Consider the following 18,658-nt stretch of genomic DNA (forward strand, 5'->3'; position numbering starts at 1 on the left):
AGGCAAGGCTTATTTATCCGGTTTTCCTGATTCCGCATCCGAGCCACTGAAGGTTACCGGCAATATGATTCCAACAGCCCAGGACCGGCCGTCAAGGCTGCCCGGCGTGAAACGGCCGCTCAGTAACCTTACCAGCCGTAAAGCCTCCGCATCTGCCAGCGGATTCAGGCTTTGCACGACGCGGGGGGTGCGGACATTCCCGCACTCATCGATGATAAACTGAACACGCACTTTCCCCTTGATAAAACGAGCCAAGCTATCAGGCCACTGAGCATTTCGTTGCAGGAAGATCACAAGGCTATCATTTCCACCTTTAAAAACCGGTGATTTTTCATCACACCCCTTATGCCAGTGATGATACATCCCCCCCGACGCCTGAATATCAAGAATAGTATTAGAGGTGCTATTCAACTCCGTTATTTTAATAGCAGTGGTCGGCACTTGAAACGGCGCTACAACTTGAGCGGCGGCAGAAAAGCCATTCAGCAGCAACAGGCACAGCAGCAACAATTGGTTACGCATCTCACTTGGCGCTGAAGGTGATGGGAATGATGTAACTAAGTGCATCAGCTCGCCCTTTGCGGCCCGTTGGTGTAAAATGCCCACCTAATAATCCAGCCAATCGTAAGGCCTCCGCGTCGGCTAGCGGATGCAGGCTTTTTAAAACGCTGGAACCACTTATTTCGCCATGCTCATCAACCATTACCCGAACGTAAACCTTCCCTGTAGTGGAAAGGGGTAGGCCCTCGGGCCACTGCGCATGTCGGGTTAGAAAAGCAATCAAACTATCATTACCGCCTTTAAAAACCGGTGTTCCCACGCCAGGGCCGAAGCAGTCGATAAAAATTGGCTTTGCAGACGGTTGGGATTCCTTTTGAGCACCTGTGTTTTGCGATTCGGCAGTTTTAATTACCGTTTGGGGTGGCTGACGGGGTGAGTCAGTAGTTGACACATCTTGTCCACGGCCACAACTCAACAGCAACAGACACAGTAGCAGCCGGGCGAAGTTCATCCTATTCTTCGGTGTAGTTGAACATAATGGGAATGTTGTACTCAACGGCTGCGGGCTTGCCATTCTTAGTGCCGGGAGTCCACGATTTCAGCAGGCTGACAACGCGCAAGGCCTCCGCATCGGCATAGGGGTCAAACCCTTTCACAACCCGGACATTCTGCTGCTTGCCTTCCGCATCAATAGTGAACCGCACAAATACTTTCCCGCTTTCGGTCAAGTCGCGCGGATAGCGAATGTTGGTGCTAATGAATTTCTACATCTATTCCCACCCACTCTGGAAAACCGGGTCCTATTCCACTTCTTCAAAAATCTGGTCGGCCGTGGTGGAGCCATTCTTTGGCGCTGCGGTTGTTAGGGGCGTCGCAGGTGTTGCCTTCTTCACCTGGCCCACGGCTCCATGCGCGCCCAGCCCCAACCCGTCTACCAACGCCAGCGCCCCCAGAAACTGCCGCAGCTGCGGGCGCCGGCCCGTGCGGGGCAACAGGAGCGGGAACTGGTCAGGGGCTGATTGGATGAAGCGCATGTTACTTGATGCTAAAGGTGATGGGAATAATCAGTTTTGCCGCCATGGGCCGTCCTTGCGGGTCCAGGGCCGGCGTGAAGCGACCCAGTAGCCTGACGGTCTGCACCGCATTCGAGTCGGCCTCCGGATAAAAAGCCCGCTTTACGATGACGTTCCGTACCTGGCCAGTCGTATCGATGGTAAACTGCACGAATACCCGGCCATCTGTTTGAAGACCAGGCGGAAAGCGCAGGTTCTGGCTGATGGCCCACATCATCCCACCGGTACCGCCGTCCTTGTACACCGGATACTGACAGCCGGAGCAGTGCCACAACGGGTCGTCGCCCGAAAAACCGACAGGCAACAGCGGCCTCGGCTTCTCCGGCGCTACCTGCGCAATGGCAGGCAGGGCACGCAATAGCAACAGGCCCAGCAGAAGTCGGACGACGTTCATGGTACTTAGCGCTGAAGGTGATGGGAATATACGGGAGTCGTTCCGGAACGGTCGTTTTGCCGGCCGGGCAGGAAGCTGCCGTTCAGCAACGCGCCGGCCGCAACAAGCAGCTACTAATACACCACCGCGCCGCTGCTCCAAGGTGCGTGCCCGCACCCGGCTACTTGGAACTCGTGGGCTCCTCGTCGGTCCAGAACTCGCGGCCCTCGGTGTCGATGTAGCCGATGCTGCCCGAGGGCGTTTGCACCCGCGCCACGCCGCCGAAGAACGGCGCGGCCCGCAGGTAGCGCGGCTCGATGAGGCGGTGGCCTTCGGGACCGAGGTAGCCCCAGCGGCCGTTCTGGTGCACGGCCACCAGCAGAGGGCTGCCGCCGCGGCGCACCGAGTCGTACTGCACGGGCTGCACCAGCTTGCCGCGGCTGTCGAGCACGCCCCACTTCGGGCCCTGGCGCACCAGCAGCAGGCCGTTGTAGTTGTCCTTTATTTCGTCGTAGATGGCCGGCACGCGCGCCGCGCCCACCGTGAAGCGGAAGCCCACCTTGCCGTCGGGGCCGCGCACCACGTCGCCCTGTTCGAGCGGGTCCTCCTCCTTGTCGGCCGGCACCTCGTCGGGGGGCAGCCGGCGGCCGGCAGGGTTGATGGCGAAGGTTTCGCCGCCGAGTCTGACGGTAGCCCGGTTGTCGCAGAAGTTACCGGCCTGCTCGTACTGGATTGGCGTAACGGGGCTGCCACTGCCGTCGATGTAGCCGTACAGGGTGCCTATGCGTACCCAAGCCAGCTCGTCGGCGAAGGGGCCCGCCTCGTCGTAGCGGGCGGGCAGCACCAGGCGGCCCCGGCGGTCGGCGTAGCCCCAGTGGCGGCCCTGCCGGAAGGGCACCAGCCGGGCCTCGGTGGCCTGGGCCCGGGCCGCCAATGGCAGCAGCAGCACTGGTACCAGCAGCAAAAGCAGCACTCGTTTCATGGGCGGGGAAAGTGAGTGCCGACCGTAGCCTCACCCGGCGAAGATAGGCACTTTGGCTAAACCAAACCCCACCCAACCGGTTGATTCACGCGTTCTTCACTCCCCACCGGCCAGCTTGCCGGTTCGGGCCCGGCCACCCAACGGGCCGAGCCGTTGAAACTAACCCGCCAGTCGGCGTATCTTTGCACCCGCTTAACCGGGCGGTCGTCAACTCGTTTTACTCTATGCCCTTATCTGTTCCTTATCCGCGCTTCACGCTGGCCGACCGGCTAACCCCGGAGCAGCTGGCTTTTTTCCAAGAATACGGCTTTCTGCATTTCCGGGGCTTCGTGAGCCCCGACACGGTGGCCGAGCTGCTGCGCGCTTCCGAGCAGGTGCAGCAGCGCTGGCTGGCCGATGAGGTAAAGAAAGTAAACGGCGTGCCCATCAAGTACGGCAAGGACGTCGATGGGGCGCCCATTGTGCAGCGGTTTGCCTTCGCCTCGCACCACAGTCCCGTGCTGCACGAGTTTTTGCAGGACCCCCGCTTCACAGCCCTGTTTCCGCTGCTGGAAGCGCCCGGCGGCCGGGTGGGCGAAAACGAGAAGGACGGCCTCGTCATCAACCACTACGTGAACATGGAGGGCTCGGAGTTCTCGCAGATGGGCTGGCACACCGACTCGCTGCGCGACGTGTTCTATGGCAAGAAAATCGGTCCTATGCTGAACGTGGGCGTGCACCTCGACGGCACGCCGGCTACCAACGGCGGCCTGCGGGTGCTGGCCGGCACCCACCGCCAGAGCCTGCGCGACATCCTGTTCCGCAAGAAGTACTACAAAGACGTGGGCCCCGACCCGAACGAAATTATCATCGAAACCGAGCCCGGCGACCTGACCGTGCACGACGGCCGCATGTGGCACCGGGTGGCCCGCTCGCCGCTGGTGGGCGAGGCCTCGCGCCGCCGCGTGATGTACGTGCCCATTCTGGCCGGCAAGTACGAGCCCAAGCACGAGCACAGCCCCACGCCCTTCTACCTGCGCTTTCTGCACCTAGTGAAGTAGATGGCGGTGAACTAGTGAAATGGTGAGTTGACGTTCAACGGCCCTGCTTGCGCCATTTGCACTCCCCGCGCCGCCTAAACATCAAACTCACCACCTCACCATTTCACTATCTCACCTTGAAAACTGCCCTTGTTACTGGTGGCTCGCGTGGTATTGGCCGGGCGCTGGCCCTGGAGCTGGCCCGCCGCGGCTACAACCTGCTGCTCACGGCCCGCTCCGAAACCGACCTGGCGCAGGTGGCCACCGAAGCCCGCCAGCTGGGCCGCGAAGCCTACACCCTGGCCCTCGACCTGGCTTCGCCTAACGCCGACGAGGACCTGGCCGCCTGGGCCCTGGCCCAGCCCGGCGAGCTGACGGTGCTGGTAAACAACGTGGGCTACGGCATCTGGGGCCGCTTCGAGGAACTGCCGCTGAGCAGCCAGCTAAGCATGCTGCACCTGAATATGCAGCTGCCCGTTGCCCTTACCCACCGCTTGCTGCCGGCCCTGCACCGCGCCCCCCAGGCCTACATTCTCAACGTGGCCAGCACTGCCGCCTACCAGGCCGTGCCCACCTTCACGCTCTACGCGGCCAGCAAGGCCTTCGTGCTCAGCTTCAGCCGGGGCCTGCGCTACGAGCTGCGCGAAACCGGCGTGTCGGTCTGCTGCCTCAGTCCCGGCTCCACCGACACCAGCTTCACCGACCGCGCCGGCATGAGCGCCGAGCTGCAATCCAAGGCCAACCGGGTTGCCATGCTGCCCGAGCCCGTCGCCAAAGCCGGCATCGAGGCCCTGCTGGCCGGCCAGGCCGAAGTTATTCCCGGCGCCCTCAACAGCATATCCGCCACGCTCACCCGCTTCGTCCCCAAAAGCCTCACCGAGCGCATTGCGGCGGGGATTTATGAGACGAAGGGAGAGTAGGAAGGAAGGGGAGTTCGGGAGGAAGAAGGGGAGTAGGTAGATGTGAGAAAACGCCGGTCATTCAGAGCGGAGCGAAGAATCTCGCGTGCCATGCTAACTCCTAATGATAGGATTACTTTGGCACGCGAGATTCTTCGCGCTGCTCAGAATGACGTTCTTTTATTGCCCGTTTCCCGTACCGTTTCTCACTACTCACTACTCACTACTCACTACTCACGCTCAACCGCCGGCTGCCCTGCCAGGCCAGCCACACGAACAGCGGGGCGGCCAGCACGTCGTAAGTATAGTGGGCGTGCTGCACCAGTACCAGCGCCCCCACGGCTACGGTGCCAGCCAGCAGCGCCTGGCGGCGCCAGCCGGGCGGTACGGCCAGGGCCAGCAGCAGCAGCGTGGCGGTGTGGCCCGAGAAGAACAGGTCTTTGGTAATGGGCGCGGGGGCGGCATAAATAAGCGCATCGACCAGCGGGTCGCGCAGCAGCACCAGGCCCGATGGCGGCTCCAGCGGCAGCAGCCAGAGCGTGCCGCAGCGCAGCAGGTGTAGCAGCAGGTAGGCCCAGAGTGCCCGCAACAGCCGCGCCGGTCGGGGTAGCAGCGTGGTCATGCCCAGCGCAATGCCCGCATAAATCACCGCGAAAATGGCACGTGATACGTCGTGGGCGGGCAGTCGGGCCAGCAGCGGGTCGGGCAGCAGGTGGCCGGGGCGGGCCTGCACCCAGGCAAAGTAGCGCGGCAGCTGGCTGGCCAGCCCGAGCAGCAACCCCAGCACCAGCCCCAGCCGCGCCCGGAAGGCTGGTCGCCGCCAGGCGGCGGGCCAGGTAAAGGGCGGAGCCGCTACATCGGCCGCTGGGTTGGCGGTTGGGCTGGGGGGCGCAGAGGCGGGAAAATCGGGGGGAAGCATGGCCGGCAAAAGTAGCGCAAAGCAGCCGCTGGCGGCCGGCACCGGCCGGCAGTTGCGGCAGCAGTGGCAGGTAGCGTATATTGGCCTGCGTCGTCGGCCCCGGGCGGCGGCTATCCGCCGTTTTCTTATCTGCTGCCCATGAAAAACTGCTACTCCCTGGCCGCCGTACTGGCCCTGACGCTTGTGGCCGCCGGCCCGGTTTGCGCCCAAAAGGGCAAGCCCGCCACCTCCGCCGACCTTACAGCCCGCGTGGCCCAGCTGGCCGAGCAGGAGAAGACCCAGGTAATTGCCTGGCGGCGCGACCTGCACGAGCACCCCGAGCTGGGCAACCAGGAAACCCGCACCGCCGCCCTCGTGGCCGACCACCTGCGCAAACTGGGCCTGGAAGTGCAAACCGGTGTGGCCCGCACCGGCGTGGTGGCCCTGCTGAAGGGCGGCCGCCCCGGCCCCGTAGTGGCCCTGCGCGCCGATATGGACGGGCTGCCGGTCACCGAAACCACCGGCCTGCCCTTCGCCTCCAAAGTGCGCACCGACTATAACGGCCAGCAGGTGGGCGTGATGCACGCCTGCGGCCACGACACCCACGTAGCCATGCTGCTGGGCGCGGCCGAGGTGCTGGTGAAAATGAAAAAAGACCTGCCCGGCACCGTCAAGTTTATCTTCCAGCCCGCCGAAGAAGGCTCCCTGCCGGGCATCGAAGGGGGCGCCCGGCTCATGGTGAAGGAGGGCGTGCTCGAAAACCCCAAGGTCGATGCCGTGTTCGGACTGCATATTCAGGCCCAGACCGAGGTGGGCCGGCTGAGCTACCGGCCGGGCGGCGAAATGGCCTCGTCCGACGTGTTCAGTATCAAAGTGAAGGGCAAATCGGCCCACGGCGCCTACCCCTGGCTGGCCGTTGATCCGGTGGTAACGGCCGCTCAGATTATCCTGGGGCTGCAAACCATCGTCAGCCGCCAGGCCGAGCTGACGGAAGATGCCGTGGTGCTGACTGTGGGCATGGTGCACGGGGGAGTGCGCAACAACATCATCCCCGAGCAGGTGGAGCTGACCGGCACTATCCGCTGCCTCAACAAAGACATGCAGCAGAAGGTGTGGGCGGCGGTGCGCCGCACGGCCACCGGCATTGCCGAAAGCGCCGGCGCCACGGCCGAAGTCGACATCACCAACTACGCCCCCATCACCTACAACGACCCGGCCCTGACCCGTCGCATGGTGCCCAGCCTGGAGCGCGCCGCCGGCCCGGCCAACGTTACCATCCAAAAGGCCGTAACCGGGGCCGAAGACTTTGCTTTCTACCAGGAAAAAGTGCCCGGCCTGTTCGTGTTCGTGGGCGGCATGCCCAAAGGCACCGACCCCGCGACCACCGCGCCCCACCACACGGCCGGCTTCTTCGTCGATGAAAGCGGCCTGACCCTGGGCGTGCGCACCTTGGCTACTCTGGCGCTGGATTACCTGAACGGAAAGTGAGGTTTCTTGAGCTGCTGGCTGAAAAGCTTTTTAGCTGATAGCTTTGGGGCCATGACACCGCCTGCGGTGCTGGCCACCGGTGAGACAGCACCAGCCTCCGAAACGAATCTGCGTAATCAGCGCAAAAATCTGCGAAAATCTGCGATGAATATTGCCCTTGTAACCTGCGAAAGCCTGGCCCAGTACGGCGCCCCCAACGTGGATGACGAAGACGCCCTGCTCACGCGCTACCTGCGCGCGCAGGGCCACGACGTGGAGCCCCGCATCTGGAGCAACCCGGCCGTGGAATGGAACCGCTACGACGTGGTGCTGCTCAAGTCGCCCTGGGATTATTTTGATAGGGTGGAGGAGTTTATGCACTGGCTCGATGTGTTGGAGCGCGCACAGGTGCGCCTGCTCAACCCCGTGAGCGTGGTGCGCTGGAACGCCAACAAGCGGTATTTGCTGGAGATGGAGCAGGCCGGCGTGCGCATCGTGCCCACCCGCCTGCTGCCCCGCGGCGAGGCCGTGGACGCCGCCGCCCTGCTCGAAGAAATGGGCCAGGAGCAGATTGTGGTGAAGCCGGCCGTGAGCGGCGGCGCCAAAAACACGTTCATCATCGGCCGCCACGAAACGGCCGTGCGCCAGCCCCAGCTAACGGAGCTGGTGGCCTACGAGGATTTCCTGGCTCAGCCCTTCCTCACGCGCATTCAGGAGGAGGGCGAATGGTCGCTGCTCTATTACGGGGGCGAGTTCAGCCACGCGGTGCTCAAAACGCCCAAGGCCGGCGACTTCCGGGTGCAGCACTACCTGGGCGGCGCCATTGCCCCCCGCCCGGCGCCCGCCCACCTGCGCCAGGCCGCCGACCACATCGTGCAGCAGTTCGCGCCCGGTTGCCTCTACGCCCGCGTCGATGGCCTCGACCAGGACGGCGAGCTGCTGCTGATGGAGCTGGAGCTTATCGAACCCTTCCTCTACCTGGCCTCAGATGCCCAGGCCCTGCCCCGCTACGAGCAGGCGCTGCGGCAGCTGAGTGAATGAGTGACTCGGTGAACGGATAACTAACTATGTCATGCTGAGCAAAGGCGCAGCCGTAGTCGAAGCATCTCGCGTGCAATGGTAATCCTGGCGACCGGGTTAGCATTGCACGCGAGATGCTTCGTGGCCTCAGCATGACACGTTTTGCTTAACAGCCTAGCTTCTTACGAGAACCCGTTCACCGTAAAGCCGCCGTCGACGGCCAGGGTCTGGCCGGTGATGTAGGCGGCGGCGGGCAGGCAGAGGAAGGCCACGGCGGCCGCCACTTCCTCGGGCTCGCCCACGCGGCCCATGGGTGTGCGGGCCAGCACGCTGGCGCGGAAATCGTCGTTTTTGAGTACCGTTTCGGCTAGCGGGGTGCGGATGTACCAGGGGGCCACGCAATTGACGCGGATATTATGGCCGGCCCACTCGACGGCCAGGTTGCGGGTGAGCTGCACCAGCGCGGCCTTGGTCATGCCGTAGATGGCGCCGGTACGCACGTGCACAAGGCCCGCCACCGACGAGATATTAACGATGCTGCCGCCCCCGGCCGCCACCAGCCGCGGGTGCAGCCCCCGGCTCAGCTCCCAGGCCGAATCGAGGTTGGTGGCCAGCAGCTGCCGGTACTCGTCGTCGGTGTAGTCGAGGGTGGGCTTGCGGATGTTGGTGCCCACGTTGTTGACGAGGATATGGACCTGGGGCCAACGCTCGGCTATTTCGGCCAGCAGGGTGGTGCGGCCGGCGGGGGTGCTCACGTCGGCGGGCAGGGCATGGGCGGGCAGGCCCTGCTGCTGCCACTCGGCTACCTGCTGCTCCAGGGTTGCGGCGGTGCGGGCCACCGCTACTACCGTGGCGCCCAGCGCCAACAACTCGGCGGCCACGGCCGCCCCGATGCCTTTGGAGGCGCCGGTTACTACGGCTGTCTGGCCCGCGAGGCTCCAGCGGGACAGATGAAGATCAGGTGAAGTTTTCATGTACGTATCTTGAAATGTTTAAAATTCAGGCTATTGTGCCGGGCTATTTTGGGAGCCTTGTTGTGTAAAAAGGCAGCTTATACTTGTTATTGAACTGATTTTCATGCTGTTGTAAAATGAACAACTATTAATTTTTAATAGCAATAACTTCAAGTAAAATGCTGTTATATGATAAATATTTTAACTAAATACATGGTATATTGATAAAAGTATAATTTGCAGAACGGATTGAGCTTCTTTTCACATTGCCGCTCTTCCTTTTGTTCAACCGTTCACTTCCACAACCAACCCCAACCTATGCACAACAAATACTCGGTAGCAGCACTATTGTTGCTGGGCGGCCTCAGTTCATCGGCCGCCTTCGCCCAGGATTATTCGCGGGTTCAAAGTAAGAGCCTGCGCGACAACGGCACCCCTTATATGGTGCAGTTCAAGGCCGCCGGCAATGCCTATAAGCTCAGCGACGCGGCAGCCGTGCTGCGCCAGGAGCTGGCACTCAGCAGCTCCGACGAGCTGCTGTCGGCCGGCACCCAGGCCGATGAGCTGGGCTTCGTGCACGAGAAGTTTCAGCAGTACTACAAAGGCATCAAGGTAGAGCATGCCATTTACGCAGTGCACGCCCGGCAGGGCAACGTGGAAAGCATCAGCGGGCAGATGGAGAAGGTGGATAACCTGAACGTGACGCCCTCGCTCGACGCCGCCACCGGTTTGCAGCGGGCCATGGCCTTCGTGGGCGCCAAGGAGTACATGTGGCAGGATGCCCGCGAGGAAGCCGGCCTGAAGCAGCAGCAGGCCAACCCCAATGCCACCTACAAGCCCCGGGGCGAGCTGGTGGTGATGCGCGATGAAACCAGTGGCCAGCCGGCCCTGGCCTGGAAGTTCAACGTGTATGCCAAGGCACCCGTCAGCCGGGCCTACATCTACGTCGATGCCCACTCGGGCCGCGTGATTTCGCAGGACGCCATCATCAAGCACGCGGCCGCCACCGGCACCTTCGCCACGGCCTACAGCGGCACCCGCACTATGGCCACCGGCACCACCACCGGCGGCTACTACCTGCGCGAAGCCACCCGCGGCCTGGGCATCGAAACCTACAACTGCAAGAAAGGCAACAGCTACACGGCCGCCACCGACTTCATCGACAACGACAACAACTGGACGGCCGCCGAGTACAACAACGCCAACTTCGACAACGTGGCCGGCGACGCCCACTTCGGCGCCCAGGCCACCTACGACTACTGGAAGACGGTGCACAACCGCAACTCCTACAACAACGCCGGGGCCAAAATCAAGAGCTACGTGCATTTTGATGACCAGCCCGGCGGGGCCGGCTACGAAAATGCCTACTGGAACGGCTCGGTGATGACCTACGGCGACGGGGCCAGCACCTTCAAACCCCTGACGGCCCTCGACGTGTGCGGCCACGAAATCGGCCATGCCGTGTGCGAAAGCACCGCCAACCTCACCTACGCCAACGAGTCGGGCGCCATGAACGAGGGCTTCTCCGACATCTGGGGCGCCTGCGTGGAGGCCAAGGCGGTGGCCGACTACGGCCTGACCGGCAAGAGCACCTGGGACATTGGGGAGCAGATTATGAAGAACGGCGGGGCCCTGCGCTCGATGAGCAACCCCAATCAGTATGGCCAGCCCGACACCTACAAGGGCACGTACTGGAAAGCCACTACCTCTTCGCCCTCCAATGCCAACGACCAGGGCGGCGTGCACACCAACTCGGGCGTGCTTAACTACTGGTTCTACCTGCTCAGCCAGGGCGGCTCGGGCACCAACGACATCGGCAGCGCCTACTCGGTAACCGGCCTGGGCATCAGCAACGCCGCTAAAATTGCCTACCGTACCGAAAGCGTGTACCTGACGGCTTCCTCGACCTATGCCCAGGCCCGCACGGCCGCCATTTCGGCGGCTACCGATTTGTTCGGGGCCGGCTCGGCCCAGGTGACGGCCGTTACCAACGCCTGGTACGCCGTGGGCGTGGGCGCCGCTTCGGGTGGCGGTGGTACTACCCCGCCGCCGACCGGCGTGACGTACTGCACCAGCAAGGGCAGCAACGTGAGCTACGAGTGGATTGACCTGGTGAAGCTGGGCTCCATCAACCGCACTTCGGGCGCCGATGGTGGCTACTACAACGGCACGGCCAGCAGCACCAGCATCGCCGCCGGCTCATCGCAGACCATCAACATCTCGGCCGGTTTTGCCTCGACGGCCTACACCGAAAACTGGCGCGTCTACATCGACTACAACCAGGACGGTGACTTCTCCGACGCCGGCGAAACGGTGGTGTCGGGCTCTTCGGCCAGCAGCGCCACGCTGTCGGCCACCTTCACCGTGCCTTCCACGGCCCGGAGCGGGGCCACGCGCATGCGCGTGGTGCTGAGCGACAATGCCGCCACCACCAGCTGCGGCAGCTTCAGCTACGGCGAAACCGAAGACTACACCGTTAACATCAGCGGCGGAGCCGGCCTGACGGCGGGCGCCGGCGCAACCGTAGCGGCCCAGAGTGCCTCGCTCGGCAGCAACAGCTTCGAGAAAGCCCTGACGCTGTATCCTAACCCGGCGGCCAGCGTGGTCAACATTGTGCTGGCGGGCAAAGCTCCGGCCGTATCGGCCGTCGTTACCGACCTGCGCGGGGCCCGCGTGGCCAACGTGCGCTTCGAGAACGGTCAGCTGGACGTGGCCAATCTGGCCAGCGGCATCTACCTGCTCACCGTCTCCGACGGGCAGAAGACCTTCCACGAGCGGTTCGTGAAGCAGTAGCTTTAATTTAAGCTGTTAGCTGAGAGCTATTAGCTGTTAGCTTCCGTTCGGCAGTCAACGGCTGCAACGCACAAAGAGAAGGCCCGCCAATCGGCGGGCCTTTTTCGTTAGCAATGGTGTCAGCAATTTCCTGAAGGCAACCAATAAGCAGCGCTACGTATTCCAGCTAACAGCTAACAGCTAACAGCTAACAGCTAACAGCTAACAGCTAACAGCTAACTGAACTGACAGGCTAATTTGGTGTACAGAACGTCATTCAGAGCGGAGCGAAGAATCTCGCTCGAACAGACGTTGGACAAATTCAAGCGAGATTCTTCGCTGCGCTCTGAATGACGTTCTGCCTACCAATTTACCTTGTCAATTCAGCTAGCAGCTAACAGCTCAAAATCACCGGGCCCAGGGCGCGTATTCCAGCTTAAGCTCCAGCTGACCGTAGTTGTCGTTGAGCGAGGAGGCCGAACGGCTCGACTCGGAGCCGGTAGGAATAAAGGTGCTGATGTCGTCGAGCTGATCGGTGGTCGTGAGCGAGTAGGAACCCTCAAGCGAGGCGTTGAGCCGCGAGGTGAGCCGCACCGTGACCCCTACGCCCACCGGCAGCGTCAGGGCCAGGGCGGGGTAGTCGTAGCGTTCGGGCTTGAGGTAGGCGGGCGTGAGGTTGCCGCTGGGCCGCTCGGTGCCCCGGTATGCTTTGGGGCTGTACAGTGCCAGCCCGACACCCACTTTCAGGTAGGGCTTGATGAGGGCCGATTGCCCGGCCGGCAGCGAGTAGGCACCCGGATCGGTGAGGGGCTCCCAGCGCACGAAGGCCGTGCCCACCCCGTTCTTGCCCTGGAAAGCCAGGCCGCGCTCGGGCAGGTAGTCCTTGGCCCCGAGCTGCAGGTACGACACCTCGCCGCCCACCTGCCAGTGCGGATGAAACTGGTAGAGCAGGCCCGCGCTCAGGCTGGGACCCAGAAACTGGTCGCCCAGGCGGCTGGTCAGGTCGCCGTTGTAGTAGCCCACGCCGCCGCCCAGCGTGAAGCGCACGGGCCCTTTGTAATACAGGCGGCCCTGCTTGTCGTAGTGGCGGGGGCGGCGTTCGGGGCTTAGCGACTGAGCCAGGGCCGAATGCGTAGCGGCCGTTGTGAGCAGCAGGGCCGCCGCGGGCAGAAAGGAGCGAAGGGTCACGAAGTCAGAAAGCAAAATGAAGGGCCGGCCGCGCCAAAAGCCCGGCAGCCCGATGCGCCTCTAACGGAAACCGGCCGTAAATGATTGTCTGCGGATTAGCGGCAAGCTACTAGCCAAAGCTACAAGCGGCCAGCTACAAGCTGACATTCAACATCAGCTTGTAGCTGATGGCTTGCCGCTCAATGTGGTTACTTAAACGTGCCTTTGGGGTCGGGCAGGTGGGTGAGCAGGTCGGCAATCAGGCTGAAGTCAACCGAGGCAACGCTGGTGCTCTGGCCTTTGTGCACGGCGTCCCAGGCTTCGGCGTACTGCTCCTGGTAGTAGTAGGCGCGGGCCAGCTGCTGCCAGGCGGCGGCGTTGGCGGCGTCCTGGGTGGTCGCTTTCTGCAGCAGCTCGGTGCCGGTTTTCAGGTCCTTTTTCTTCTTGCCCTGCTCGTAGCGGATGAGGTAGCTCGTGCCCAGATCGGCGAGCAGCGGCGAGTTGGCAGGAGCCAGCGCTAAGCCCTTTTCCAGCAGCTCAATCGACTGGTCGGGCGTTGGGTTGCTGCTGGCCACCACGCCCAGGCCGTGGTAGGCCTCGGCATTGTTGGGGTCGAGCACCCAGGCCAGGTTGAAGCGGTAGGCGGCCGTATCGCGCTGGTTTTCGGCCAGGTACTCGTAGCCTTTGCGGCTGAAGAACTGGCTGGCTTCGGCCCGCGAGGGGAAGCTGCCGGCCAGCCCGGTTACCGTGGCCGGGCCCAGGGCCTGCTCGGCCTGCACTGCCGAAAGGCCGCCGAACAGCGGCTGGCTGCGGCTGCTGAGCACGGCCTCGCGGGTGGCACCGGCGGCGGCCGTTTTGGCGGCCTTGCCCTTCCGCTGGGCCAACGCCGGCTGCAGTCCGGCCCCGAGCAGAAGCGCGGCGAGAAGAAGGGAGGAAATCGGGAGTTTCATCGAACAGGAAAATAGCGGTAGGAAGGCTTGCGGCTGGCTTAACCGGTGCCGCTGCCTGCCAAAGATACGCCCGCCGCCCCAACCCTGCCCCCAAGGGCCCGGCCGGGCCCAACCTGCCGGCTGCCGCGGCCGTAAGGGCCCCAGCCGTGGCAATCCGGCCCGCGGGTCCCGTCGTAACTGCGCTGTGGTGCTGCCCGTGGCGGCCGCTTGCTGCTTCCTCGTTTTTCTCCTGCCCGATGCGTTTTCTTTTCCTGCGGCTGCTGCCGGCCCTGCTGCTTACGGCAGTGCTGCTGGCCGTTGCTACCGAGTACAGCGTGGCCCGCCCCAGCCGCCGCACCGCCGATATTGCCTACGTGCCGGCCACCGACTCGGCCTACGGCGCCGGCCGGCAGCTGCTCGATGTGTACGCACCCAAAGCCCGCGCCGCCCGGCCCTACCCGGTGGTGGTGTTCATTCATGGCGGCAACTGGGACAGCGGCAGCAAGAACCTGTACTCGTTTGTGGGGCGGCGCCTGGCCAAGCAGGGCGTGGTGGCCGTGGTGATAAGCTACCGGCTGGCGCCCGCCGTGCACGTACCCCAGATGGCCGACGACTGCGCCCGGGCCGTCATCTGGACCCGCCGCCACATTGCCGACTACGGCGGCGACCCGGACCGGCTGTTCCTGCTGGGCCACTCGGCCGGGGGCGGCCTGGCGGCCCTGCTGGCCACCGACGATGCCCGCTTCCGGCGCTGGGGCGAAGCCACCAACCCGGTGCGCGGCGTGGTGCTCGACGATGCCGCCGGCCTTGATATGTACGACTACCTGAAAAAGCTGGCCTACCCCGGCGACCGGCAGTTCCTGGTGCCCTTTGGCCCCCACCCGGCCAGCTGGCGGCAGATGTCGGCGGTGTACCACCTCACGCCCCGGACGCCCCCTTTCCTCCTCTTCGTGGGCGGCGAAACCTACCCGTCCATCAGCAGCAGCAGCGCCGAATTCCGCGACAAGCTCGTAAGCCTGGGCCACCACCCCTACTACCAGGTGCTGCCCGGCAAAAAGCACATTCCCATGGTACTGCAGCTGTACTGGCAGCACAACATCATCTATCAAAAGCTGCTGCCCTTTGTACATGAGTAACTACTTGTCATCCTGAGCTTGCGAAGGATCTGTACAGAAGCTTATAATGGATGTTAGCTTCTGTACAGATCCTTCGCAAGCTCAGGGCGACAGACGCTCACTCGCGAACAGCCCCAGCTGGCGCGGTGGGCTTTCCAGCTCCAGCAGCCATTTTTTGCGCTCCAGGCCGCCGGCATAGCCCGTCAGCTGGCCGCCGGACCCGATGATGCGGTGGCAGGGCCAGATAATGGCCAGCGGATTCTGGCCGTTGGCCGCGCCCACCGCCCGCACCGCGCCGGGGTTGTCCAGCTGCCGGGCCAGGTCGAGGTAGGACGCTGTGCGGCCGTAGGCCACGGCCAGCAGCGCCGCCCACACCCGCCGCTGAAACTCGGTGCCGTCCACAACGGCCGTAAGCACCGTAAACGCGCGCAGCTCGCCCCCGAAGTAGGCCTGCAACTGCTCGTGGGCGGCCCGCAGGCAGGCGGGCACCGCGCCGGCCGGGGTGGCAGTACCGGGGCTGCCGGAAGCCAGAAAGCCCACTGCGCTGAGGCCCGCCTCGGTGCCGCGCAGCTCCAGCGGGCCGAGGGCGGTGGCCAGCACTGCCCGGGCCGGGGTGCTGGGGCTGAGCAGCAGGGCAGGCGACTCGTTCATCAGAAACTGAATTAGATAAAAACGCGGTTTTGCGGCAATTTACTGCCGGTTTCTTGCAGTATGCCGGGGCCGGCAAAGCATCCGCGGACGCAACTGCCTGAGAAAAACCTGTATATTAGTCTGAGCGAAGCAGGAAAATATAAATCTACGCGTAGATTTTTGACTGTTGCTTATTTGCGCCCCTTCCACACCATTTCATCTTCCAAAGCTACCTCTATCGTGCGACGTTTAATTCTTTGCTCTGCGCTCGGTTTGGGCCTGCTCGGCCAGCTGCCGGCGGTCGGAGCGCTGCCCGTGCGGGCTGCCGCACCGAAACCCGTCGAATTGCTGCCCGCCCAGGGTTGGGGCACGGGCCTGACGGCCTCTTACTTCAGCAACGGCTCGCTGGCGGGCCAGCCCGTACTCAAGCGGCAGGATGCGGTCATCGACTTCCGTTGGGGGATGAACTCGCCCGCGCCCGGCCTGCCCGCCGACAACTTCTCGGTGCGCTGGGAAGGGCTGATTGCCGCGCCCGGCACCGGCCGCTACCGCTTTGTGGCCGTAACCACCGACGAGGTGCGCCTGTGGGTGAACGGCCGGTTGCTGCTCGATACCTGGGACGGCAAGAAGTCGAACGGCAAGGAAGAAAACGGCGTTTCGCTGGCCGCCGGCGAGAAGGCCACCATCAAGCTCGAATACAACAATGCCTCCGGTGTGGCCGGCATCCAGCTGCACTGGGTTGCGCCCGGCCAGGGCCCGCAGCTGGTTCCGACCGGCAACCTGTACCCGCTGGGCTCACCCACCACGGCCGACCCGGCCGGCGCGCCGGCCGTGGCTAAGGCCGCCGTGGCCCCCGCTCCCCGCCCCGAGCCCACCCCCGCCCCGGTGGTAGCTGCCGCCCCGAAGCCCGCTCCGGCCCCGGCAGTGGCCCCGGCTCCCAAGCCCGCCCCGGCTCCTAAAGTAGCCAAAGCTGCTCCGGCGCCTAAACCTGCCCCGGCCGCGGCAAAGCCCGCGCCGGTTGTAGCGGCAGCACCAACCAGGAAGCCGGCAGATGATGACGACCCGGCCCCGGTCGGCGACCTGTCGGGCCTGTACGTTATTACGGTTCGCTCGACGGGCAAGCCGCTGGAAGTAACCCAGGACCGCCCGGCCACCCTTTCCGAGCAGCTGGCCATGGCCGGCGCGCCACCCGCCGCCGACCCGCAGTGGCGGCTTGAGCCCACCGGCAGCGGCCTGTACCGCCTGGTGGTGCCCGGCGGCAACAAGGTGCTGGAGGTGCTGGGCAGCTCCACCTCTAACGGTGCCCCCGCCAGCCTCTGGACGTACTACAGCGGCTACAACCAGCAGTGGAAAGTGGAGCCTACCGGCGACGGTTACTTCAAGCTGATTTCGAAAAACGGCCGCAACAAGGCCCTCACCGATAAGGACTCGGTTGACGGGGGCGTGCAGCAGTGGCGCTACACGGGCAAGCTAACCCAGCAATGGAAGCTGACGCCGGCCAAAGCCACCGAGGAGCCCGTGCTGGCCGGGGCCACCAATGCCCGCAAAATCGGCGACAACGGCATGAGCGTGTATCCCAACCCCTCCAATGGGGTGATGCAGATGGCCTACAACCTGAGCGAAGCCAAGCCGCTGGGCTGGGTGCTCTACAACCAGAACGGCGTGGCCGTGCGCGTGTCCGATTACCGCAAGCAGCCCGCCGGCTCGCACCACCAGACCCTCAACTTCACTGGCCTGCCCTCCGGCGACTACTACCTGAGCCTGACCGTGGGCGCCAGCAACACCCGCCAGCTGGTGTCCATTCGCCGGCCCAACGCCGAAGCCCCCGAAGTAGGCGGCGACACCTCGGCGCGCCCGTAGTCCTGTTATTGGCTGATGGCTGTTAGCTTTTCCCCGGGCTGACAACCAGGCGAGGCAGGACGCGAAAGATTACCTGTCTTCACAACTCGTAAAGCGCAATGCCCCATTCCAGTTTCGGAATGGGGCATTGCGCTTTTTTATGGTCGCTGAAAGCCAACAGCTTCTCAGCCAATAGCTTAAAAAGTCAGCCATTGAAAGCCGGCAGGGCGGCCCACAGGCGGGCAAACTCGGTGGCGTAGGCGGCAATCAGGGCGGGGTCGGGGCTGATGAGCAGGTTTTCCTGGTTGAGCTCGGCTGCCGAGCGGGTCCAGTTGTAGGAGCCGGTGAGCACCCGCTGGTCGTCGGCCAGGGCAAACTTGTGGTGCATGTGGTTGCGGCTTTCATCGAGGTGCACGGCAATGCCGCCCTGCTGCAACATGCGTACATCGGAGCCCCGGTCGAGCACCTTTTCGTTGTCGGTGAGCAGGCGCACGCGCACGCCCCGGCGGTGGGCGGCCAGCAGCTCGTCGCTCAGGCGGTTGTCGGCCACGGTAAATACGCACACATTCAGCGTCTGGCGGGCCTGCTGAATAAAGCGCTGAATGGCGGCCACGCAGTCGTCGTTGGGGCTGAAATACACCCGCGCGGCCTCCGCAGTGGCGGCCGGACCAGATGAGGGCTTCGGGAGCGGGCGCAGCTCGGCCGCCGGGGGCTCGCCTGGCGCCGGTGGCCCGGCAGGGGTGGGCAGCAGGGCGCTGGCCGCCTCCAGCCACTCTACTATGGCTTTGTCTTTGAAGGTGTTGAAGTGGTTTTTGGCCAGCCCGAACAGCTGGCGGCGCAGGGCTTCGAGGTTGCCGTGGCGGTGCTGGAACTCGGTCAGCTGGTCGCGTAACTGGGCTGCCTCGGCCGCCGAAAGGTTTACGTCGGCAAAAGCCTGGCGAAACTGGTTGAGCAGCTCGGAAACGGGAGGAGTAGTGGGTTGGGCCATGCCGGAAGGTACGGCAAACTGCCCGACCCGTTG

Annotated in this window: 19 protein-coding genes; 7 read left to right on the plus strand and 12 right to left on the minus strand. The window is 63.8% G+C overall.

All coding sequences use genetic code 11. The features are described from left to right. Positions 1-9: 9 nt before the first annotated feature. From BMY67_RS15225 to BMY67_RS15250, 6 genes are all read right to left on the minus strand, one after another. Positions 10-522: an energy transducer TonB gene (locus tag BMY67_RS15225; protein WP_177189855.1), complete on the minus strand. Its 513-nt coding sequence runs from the start codon at positions 520-522 to the stop codon at positions 10-12. A gap of 1 nt (position 523) precedes the next feature. After that, the gene (locus BMY67_RS15230) at positions 524-952 is read right to left on the minus strand and encodes an energy transducer TonB (protein ID WP_177189856.1); all 429 of its coding nucleotides are present in this window, start codon (positions 950-952) and stop codon (positions 524-526) included. A 61-nt stretch (positions 953-1,013) separates the two neighbouring features. Then, positions 1,014-1,229: an energy transducer TonB gene (locus BMY67_RS15235; protein WP_177189857.1), complete on the minus strand. Its 216-nt coding sequence runs from the start codon at positions 1,227-1,229 to the stop codon at positions 1,014-1,016. Between the two features lie 72 nt (positions 1,230-1,301). Next, positions 1,302-1,535, minus strand: a complete 234-nt coding sequence (locus BMY67_RS15240; protein WP_092773160.1) for a hypothetical protein — start codon at positions 1,533-1,535, stop codon at positions 1,302-1,304. Position 1,536: 1 nt separating this feature from the next. Then, the gene (locus BMY67_RS15245; RefSeq protein ID WP_092773162.1) at positions 1,537-1,968 is read right to left on the minus strand and encodes an energy transducer TonB family protein; all 432 of its coding nucleotides are present in this window, start codon (positions 1,966-1,968) and stop codon (positions 1,537-1,539) included. Positions 1,969-2,128: 160 nt separating this feature from the next. After that, entirely contained in the window at positions 2,129-2,929 is an 801-nt protein-coding gene (locus tag BMY67_RS15250; RefSeq protein WP_092773164.1) for a WG repeat-containing protein, read from the minus strand. Between the two features lie 224 nt (positions 2,930-3,153). Here BMY67_RS15250 and BMY67_RS15255 point away from each other — a divergent pair, with 224 nt between their 5' ends. Then, positions 3,154-3,969, plus strand: a complete 816-nt coding sequence (locus tag BMY67_RS15255; RefSeq protein ID WP_092773166.1) for a phytanoyl-CoA dioxygenase family protein — start codon at positions 3,154-3,156, stop codon at positions 3,967-3,969. Positions 3,970-4,085: 116 nt separating this feature from the next. After that, the gene (locus tag BMY67_RS15260; protein ID WP_092773168.1) at positions 4,086-4,868 is read left to right on the plus strand and encodes an SDR family NAD(P)-dependent oxidoreductase; all 783 of its coding nucleotides are present in this window, start codon (positions 4,086-4,088) and stop codon (positions 4,866-4,868) included. Positions 4,869-5,070: 202 nt separating this feature from the next. Here BMY67_RS15260 and BMY67_RS15265 read toward each other — a convergent pair whose 3' ends face one another. After that, a complete protein-coding gene (locus tag BMY67_RS15265; protein ID WP_092773170.1) occupies positions 5,071-5,766 on the minus strand; it encodes a phosphatase PAP2-related protein in 696 nt (231 codons plus the stop codon). Between the two features lie 138 nt (positions 5,767-5,904). Between BMY67_RS15265 and BMY67_RS15270 the strand changes: the two genes are divergently transcribed. Together BMY67_RS15270 and BMY67_RS15275 are read left to right on the plus strand one after the other, a co-directional pair. After that, a complete protein-coding gene (locus BMY67_RS15270; protein ID WP_177189858.1) occupies positions 5,905-7,233 on the plus strand; it encodes an amidohydrolase in 1,329 nt (442 codons plus the stop codon). A 144-nt stretch (positions 7,234-7,377) separates the two neighbouring features. After that, positions 7,378-8,253, plus strand: coding sequence for an ATP-grasp domain-containing protein (locus BMY67_RS15275; RefSeq protein WP_092773172.1), 876 nt, complete (start codon positions 7,378-7,380; stop codon positions 8,251-8,253). A 161-nt stretch (positions 8,254-8,414) separates the two neighbouring features. On the opposite strand, the gene BMY67_RS15280 is transcribed toward BMY67_RS15275, so the two are convergent. Continuing rightward, positions 8,415-9,206: an SDR family oxidoreductase gene (locus BMY67_RS15280; RefSeq protein WP_092773174.1), complete on the minus strand. Its 792-nt coding sequence runs from the start codon at positions 9,204-9,206 to the stop codon at positions 8,415-8,417. Positions 9,207-9,503: 297 nt separating this feature from the next. Between BMY67_RS15280 and BMY67_RS15285 the strand changes: the two genes are divergently transcribed. After that, entirely contained in the window at positions 9,504-11,978 is a 2,475-nt protein-coding gene (locus BMY67_RS15285; RefSeq protein WP_092773176.1) for a M4 family metallopeptidase, read from the plus strand. A gap of 387 nt (positions 11,979-12,365) precedes the next feature. Here the strand turns inward: BMY67_RS15285 and BMY67_RS15290 are convergent, their stop codons facing one another. Together BMY67_RS15290 and BMY67_RS15295 are read right to left on the minus strand one after the other, a co-directional pair. Then, positions 12,366-13,145 carry an outer membrane beta-barrel protein gene (locus BMY67_RS15290; protein ID WP_177189859.1) on the minus strand — a complete coding sequence of 260 codons (780 nt, stop codon included), beginning with the start codon at positions 13,143-13,145 and terminating at the stop codon, positions 12,366-12,368. Positions 13,146-13,333: 188 nt separating this feature from the next. Next, positions 13,334-14,074, minus strand: a complete 741-nt coding sequence (locus BMY67_RS15295; RefSeq protein ID WP_143069854.1) for a tetratricopeptide repeat protein — start codon at positions 14,072-14,074, stop codon at positions 13,334-13,336. Positions 14,075-14,310: 236 nt separating this feature from the next. Here BMY67_RS15295 and BMY67_RS15300 point away from each other — a divergent pair, with 236 nt between their 5' ends. Next, the gene (locus BMY67_RS15300; RefSeq protein WP_092773182.1) at positions 14,311-15,189 is read left to right on the plus strand and encodes an alpha/beta hydrolase; all 879 of its coding nucleotides are present in this window, start codon (positions 14,311-14,313) and stop codon (positions 15,187-15,189) included. Positions 15,190-15,270: 81 nt separating this feature from the next. On the opposite strand, the gene BMY67_RS15305 is transcribed toward BMY67_RS15300, so the two are convergent. Then, positions 15,271-15,819, minus strand: a complete 549-nt coding sequence (locus BMY67_RS15305) for a methylated-DNA--[protein]-cysteine S-methyltransferase (RefSeq protein ID WP_092773184.1) — start codon at positions 15,817-15,819, stop codon at positions 15,271-15,273. Between the two features lie 219 nt (positions 15,820-16,038). Between BMY67_RS15305 and BMY67_RS15310 the strand changes: the two genes are divergently transcribed. Then, positions 16,039-17,658 carry a PA14 domain-containing protein gene (locus tag BMY67_RS15310; protein ID WP_177189860.1) on the plus strand — a complete coding sequence of 540 codons (1,620 nt, stop codon included), beginning with the start codon at positions 16,039-16,041 and terminating at the stop codon, positions 17,656-17,658. Between the two features lie 184 nt (positions 17,659-17,842). Here the strand turns inward: BMY67_RS15310 and BMY67_RS15315 are convergent, their stop codons facing one another. Then, positions 17,843-18,625 (minus strand): phospholipase D-like domain-containing protein, encoded by a 783-nt coding sequence (locus tag BMY67_RS15315; RefSeq protein ID WP_092773188.1) that lies wholly within the window; start codon positions 18,623-18,625, stop codon positions 17,843-17,845. Positions 18,626-18,658 lie beyond the last annotated feature (33 nt).

The sequence above is a fragment of the Hymenobacter actinosclerus genome, from assembly GCF_900111515.1.
Lineage (GTDB): Bacteria > Bacteroidota > Bacteroidia > Cytophagales > Hymenobacteraceae > Hymenobacter > Hymenobacter actinosclerus.

What these genes read in the sequence shown, in the direction of transcription:
- BMY67_RS15225 (WP_177189855.1), bottom strand. Translation starts at nt 522, where the DNA reads ATGCGTAACCAATTGTTGCTGCTGTGCCTGTTGCTGCTGAATGGCTTT.
- BMY67_RS15240 (WP_092773160.1), bottom strand. Translation starts at nt 1,535, where the DNA reads ATGCGCTTCATCCAATCAGCCCCTGACCAGTTCCCGCTCCTGTTGCCC.
- BMY67_RS15245 (WP_092773162.1), bottom strand. Translation starts at nt 1,968, where the DNA reads ATGAACGTCGTCCGACTTCTGCTGGGCCTGTTGCTATTGCGTGCCCTG.
- BMY67_RS15250 (WP_092773164.1), bottom strand. Translation starts at nt 2,929, where the DNA reads ATGAAACGAGTGCTGCTTTTGCTGCTGGTACCAGTGCTGCTGCTGCCA.
- BMY67_RS15255 (WP_092773166.1), top strand. Translation starts at nt 3,154, where the DNA reads ATGCCCTTATCTGTTCCTTATCCGCGCTTCACGCTGGCCGACCGGCTA.
- BMY67_RS15265 (WP_092773170.1), bottom strand. Translation starts at nt 5,766, where the DNA reads ATGCTTCCCCCCGATTTTCCCGCCTCTGCGCCCCCCAGCCCAACCGCC.
- BMY67_RS15270 (WP_177189858.1), top strand. Translation starts at nt 5,905, where the DNA reads ATGAAAAACTGCTACTCCCTGGCCGCCGTACTGGCCCTGACGCTTGTG.
- BMY67_RS15275 (WP_092773172.1), top strand. Translation starts at nt 7,378, where the DNA reads ATGAATATTGCCCTTGTAACCTGCGAAAGCCTGGCCCAGTACGGCGCC.
- BMY67_RS15280 (WP_092773174.1), bottom strand. Translation starts at nt 9,206, where the DNA reads ATGAAAACTTCACCTGATCTTCATCTGTCCCGCTGGAGCCTCGCGGGC.
- BMY67_RS15285 (WP_092773176.1), top strand. Translation starts at nt 9,504, where the DNA reads ATGCACAACAAATACTCGGTAGCAGCACTATTGTTGCTGGGCGGCCTC.
- BMY67_RS15295 (WP_143069854.1), bottom strand. Translation starts at nt 14,074, where the DNA reads ATGAAACTCCCGATTTCCTCCCTTCTTCTCGCCGCGCTTCTGCTCGGG.
- BMY67_RS15300 (WP_092773182.1), top strand. Translation starts at nt 14,311, where the DNA reads ATGCGTTTTCTTTTCCTGCGGCTGCTGCCGGCCCTGCTGCTTACGGCA.
- BMY67_RS15305 (WP_092773184.1), bottom strand. Translation starts at nt 15,819, where the DNA reads ATGAACGAGTCGCCTGCCCTGCTGCTCAGCCCCAGCACCCCGGCCCGG.
- BMY67_RS15315 (WP_092773188.1), bottom strand. Translation starts at nt 18,625, where the DNA reads ATGGCCCAACCCACTACTCCTCCCGTTTCCGAGCTGCTCAACCAGTTT.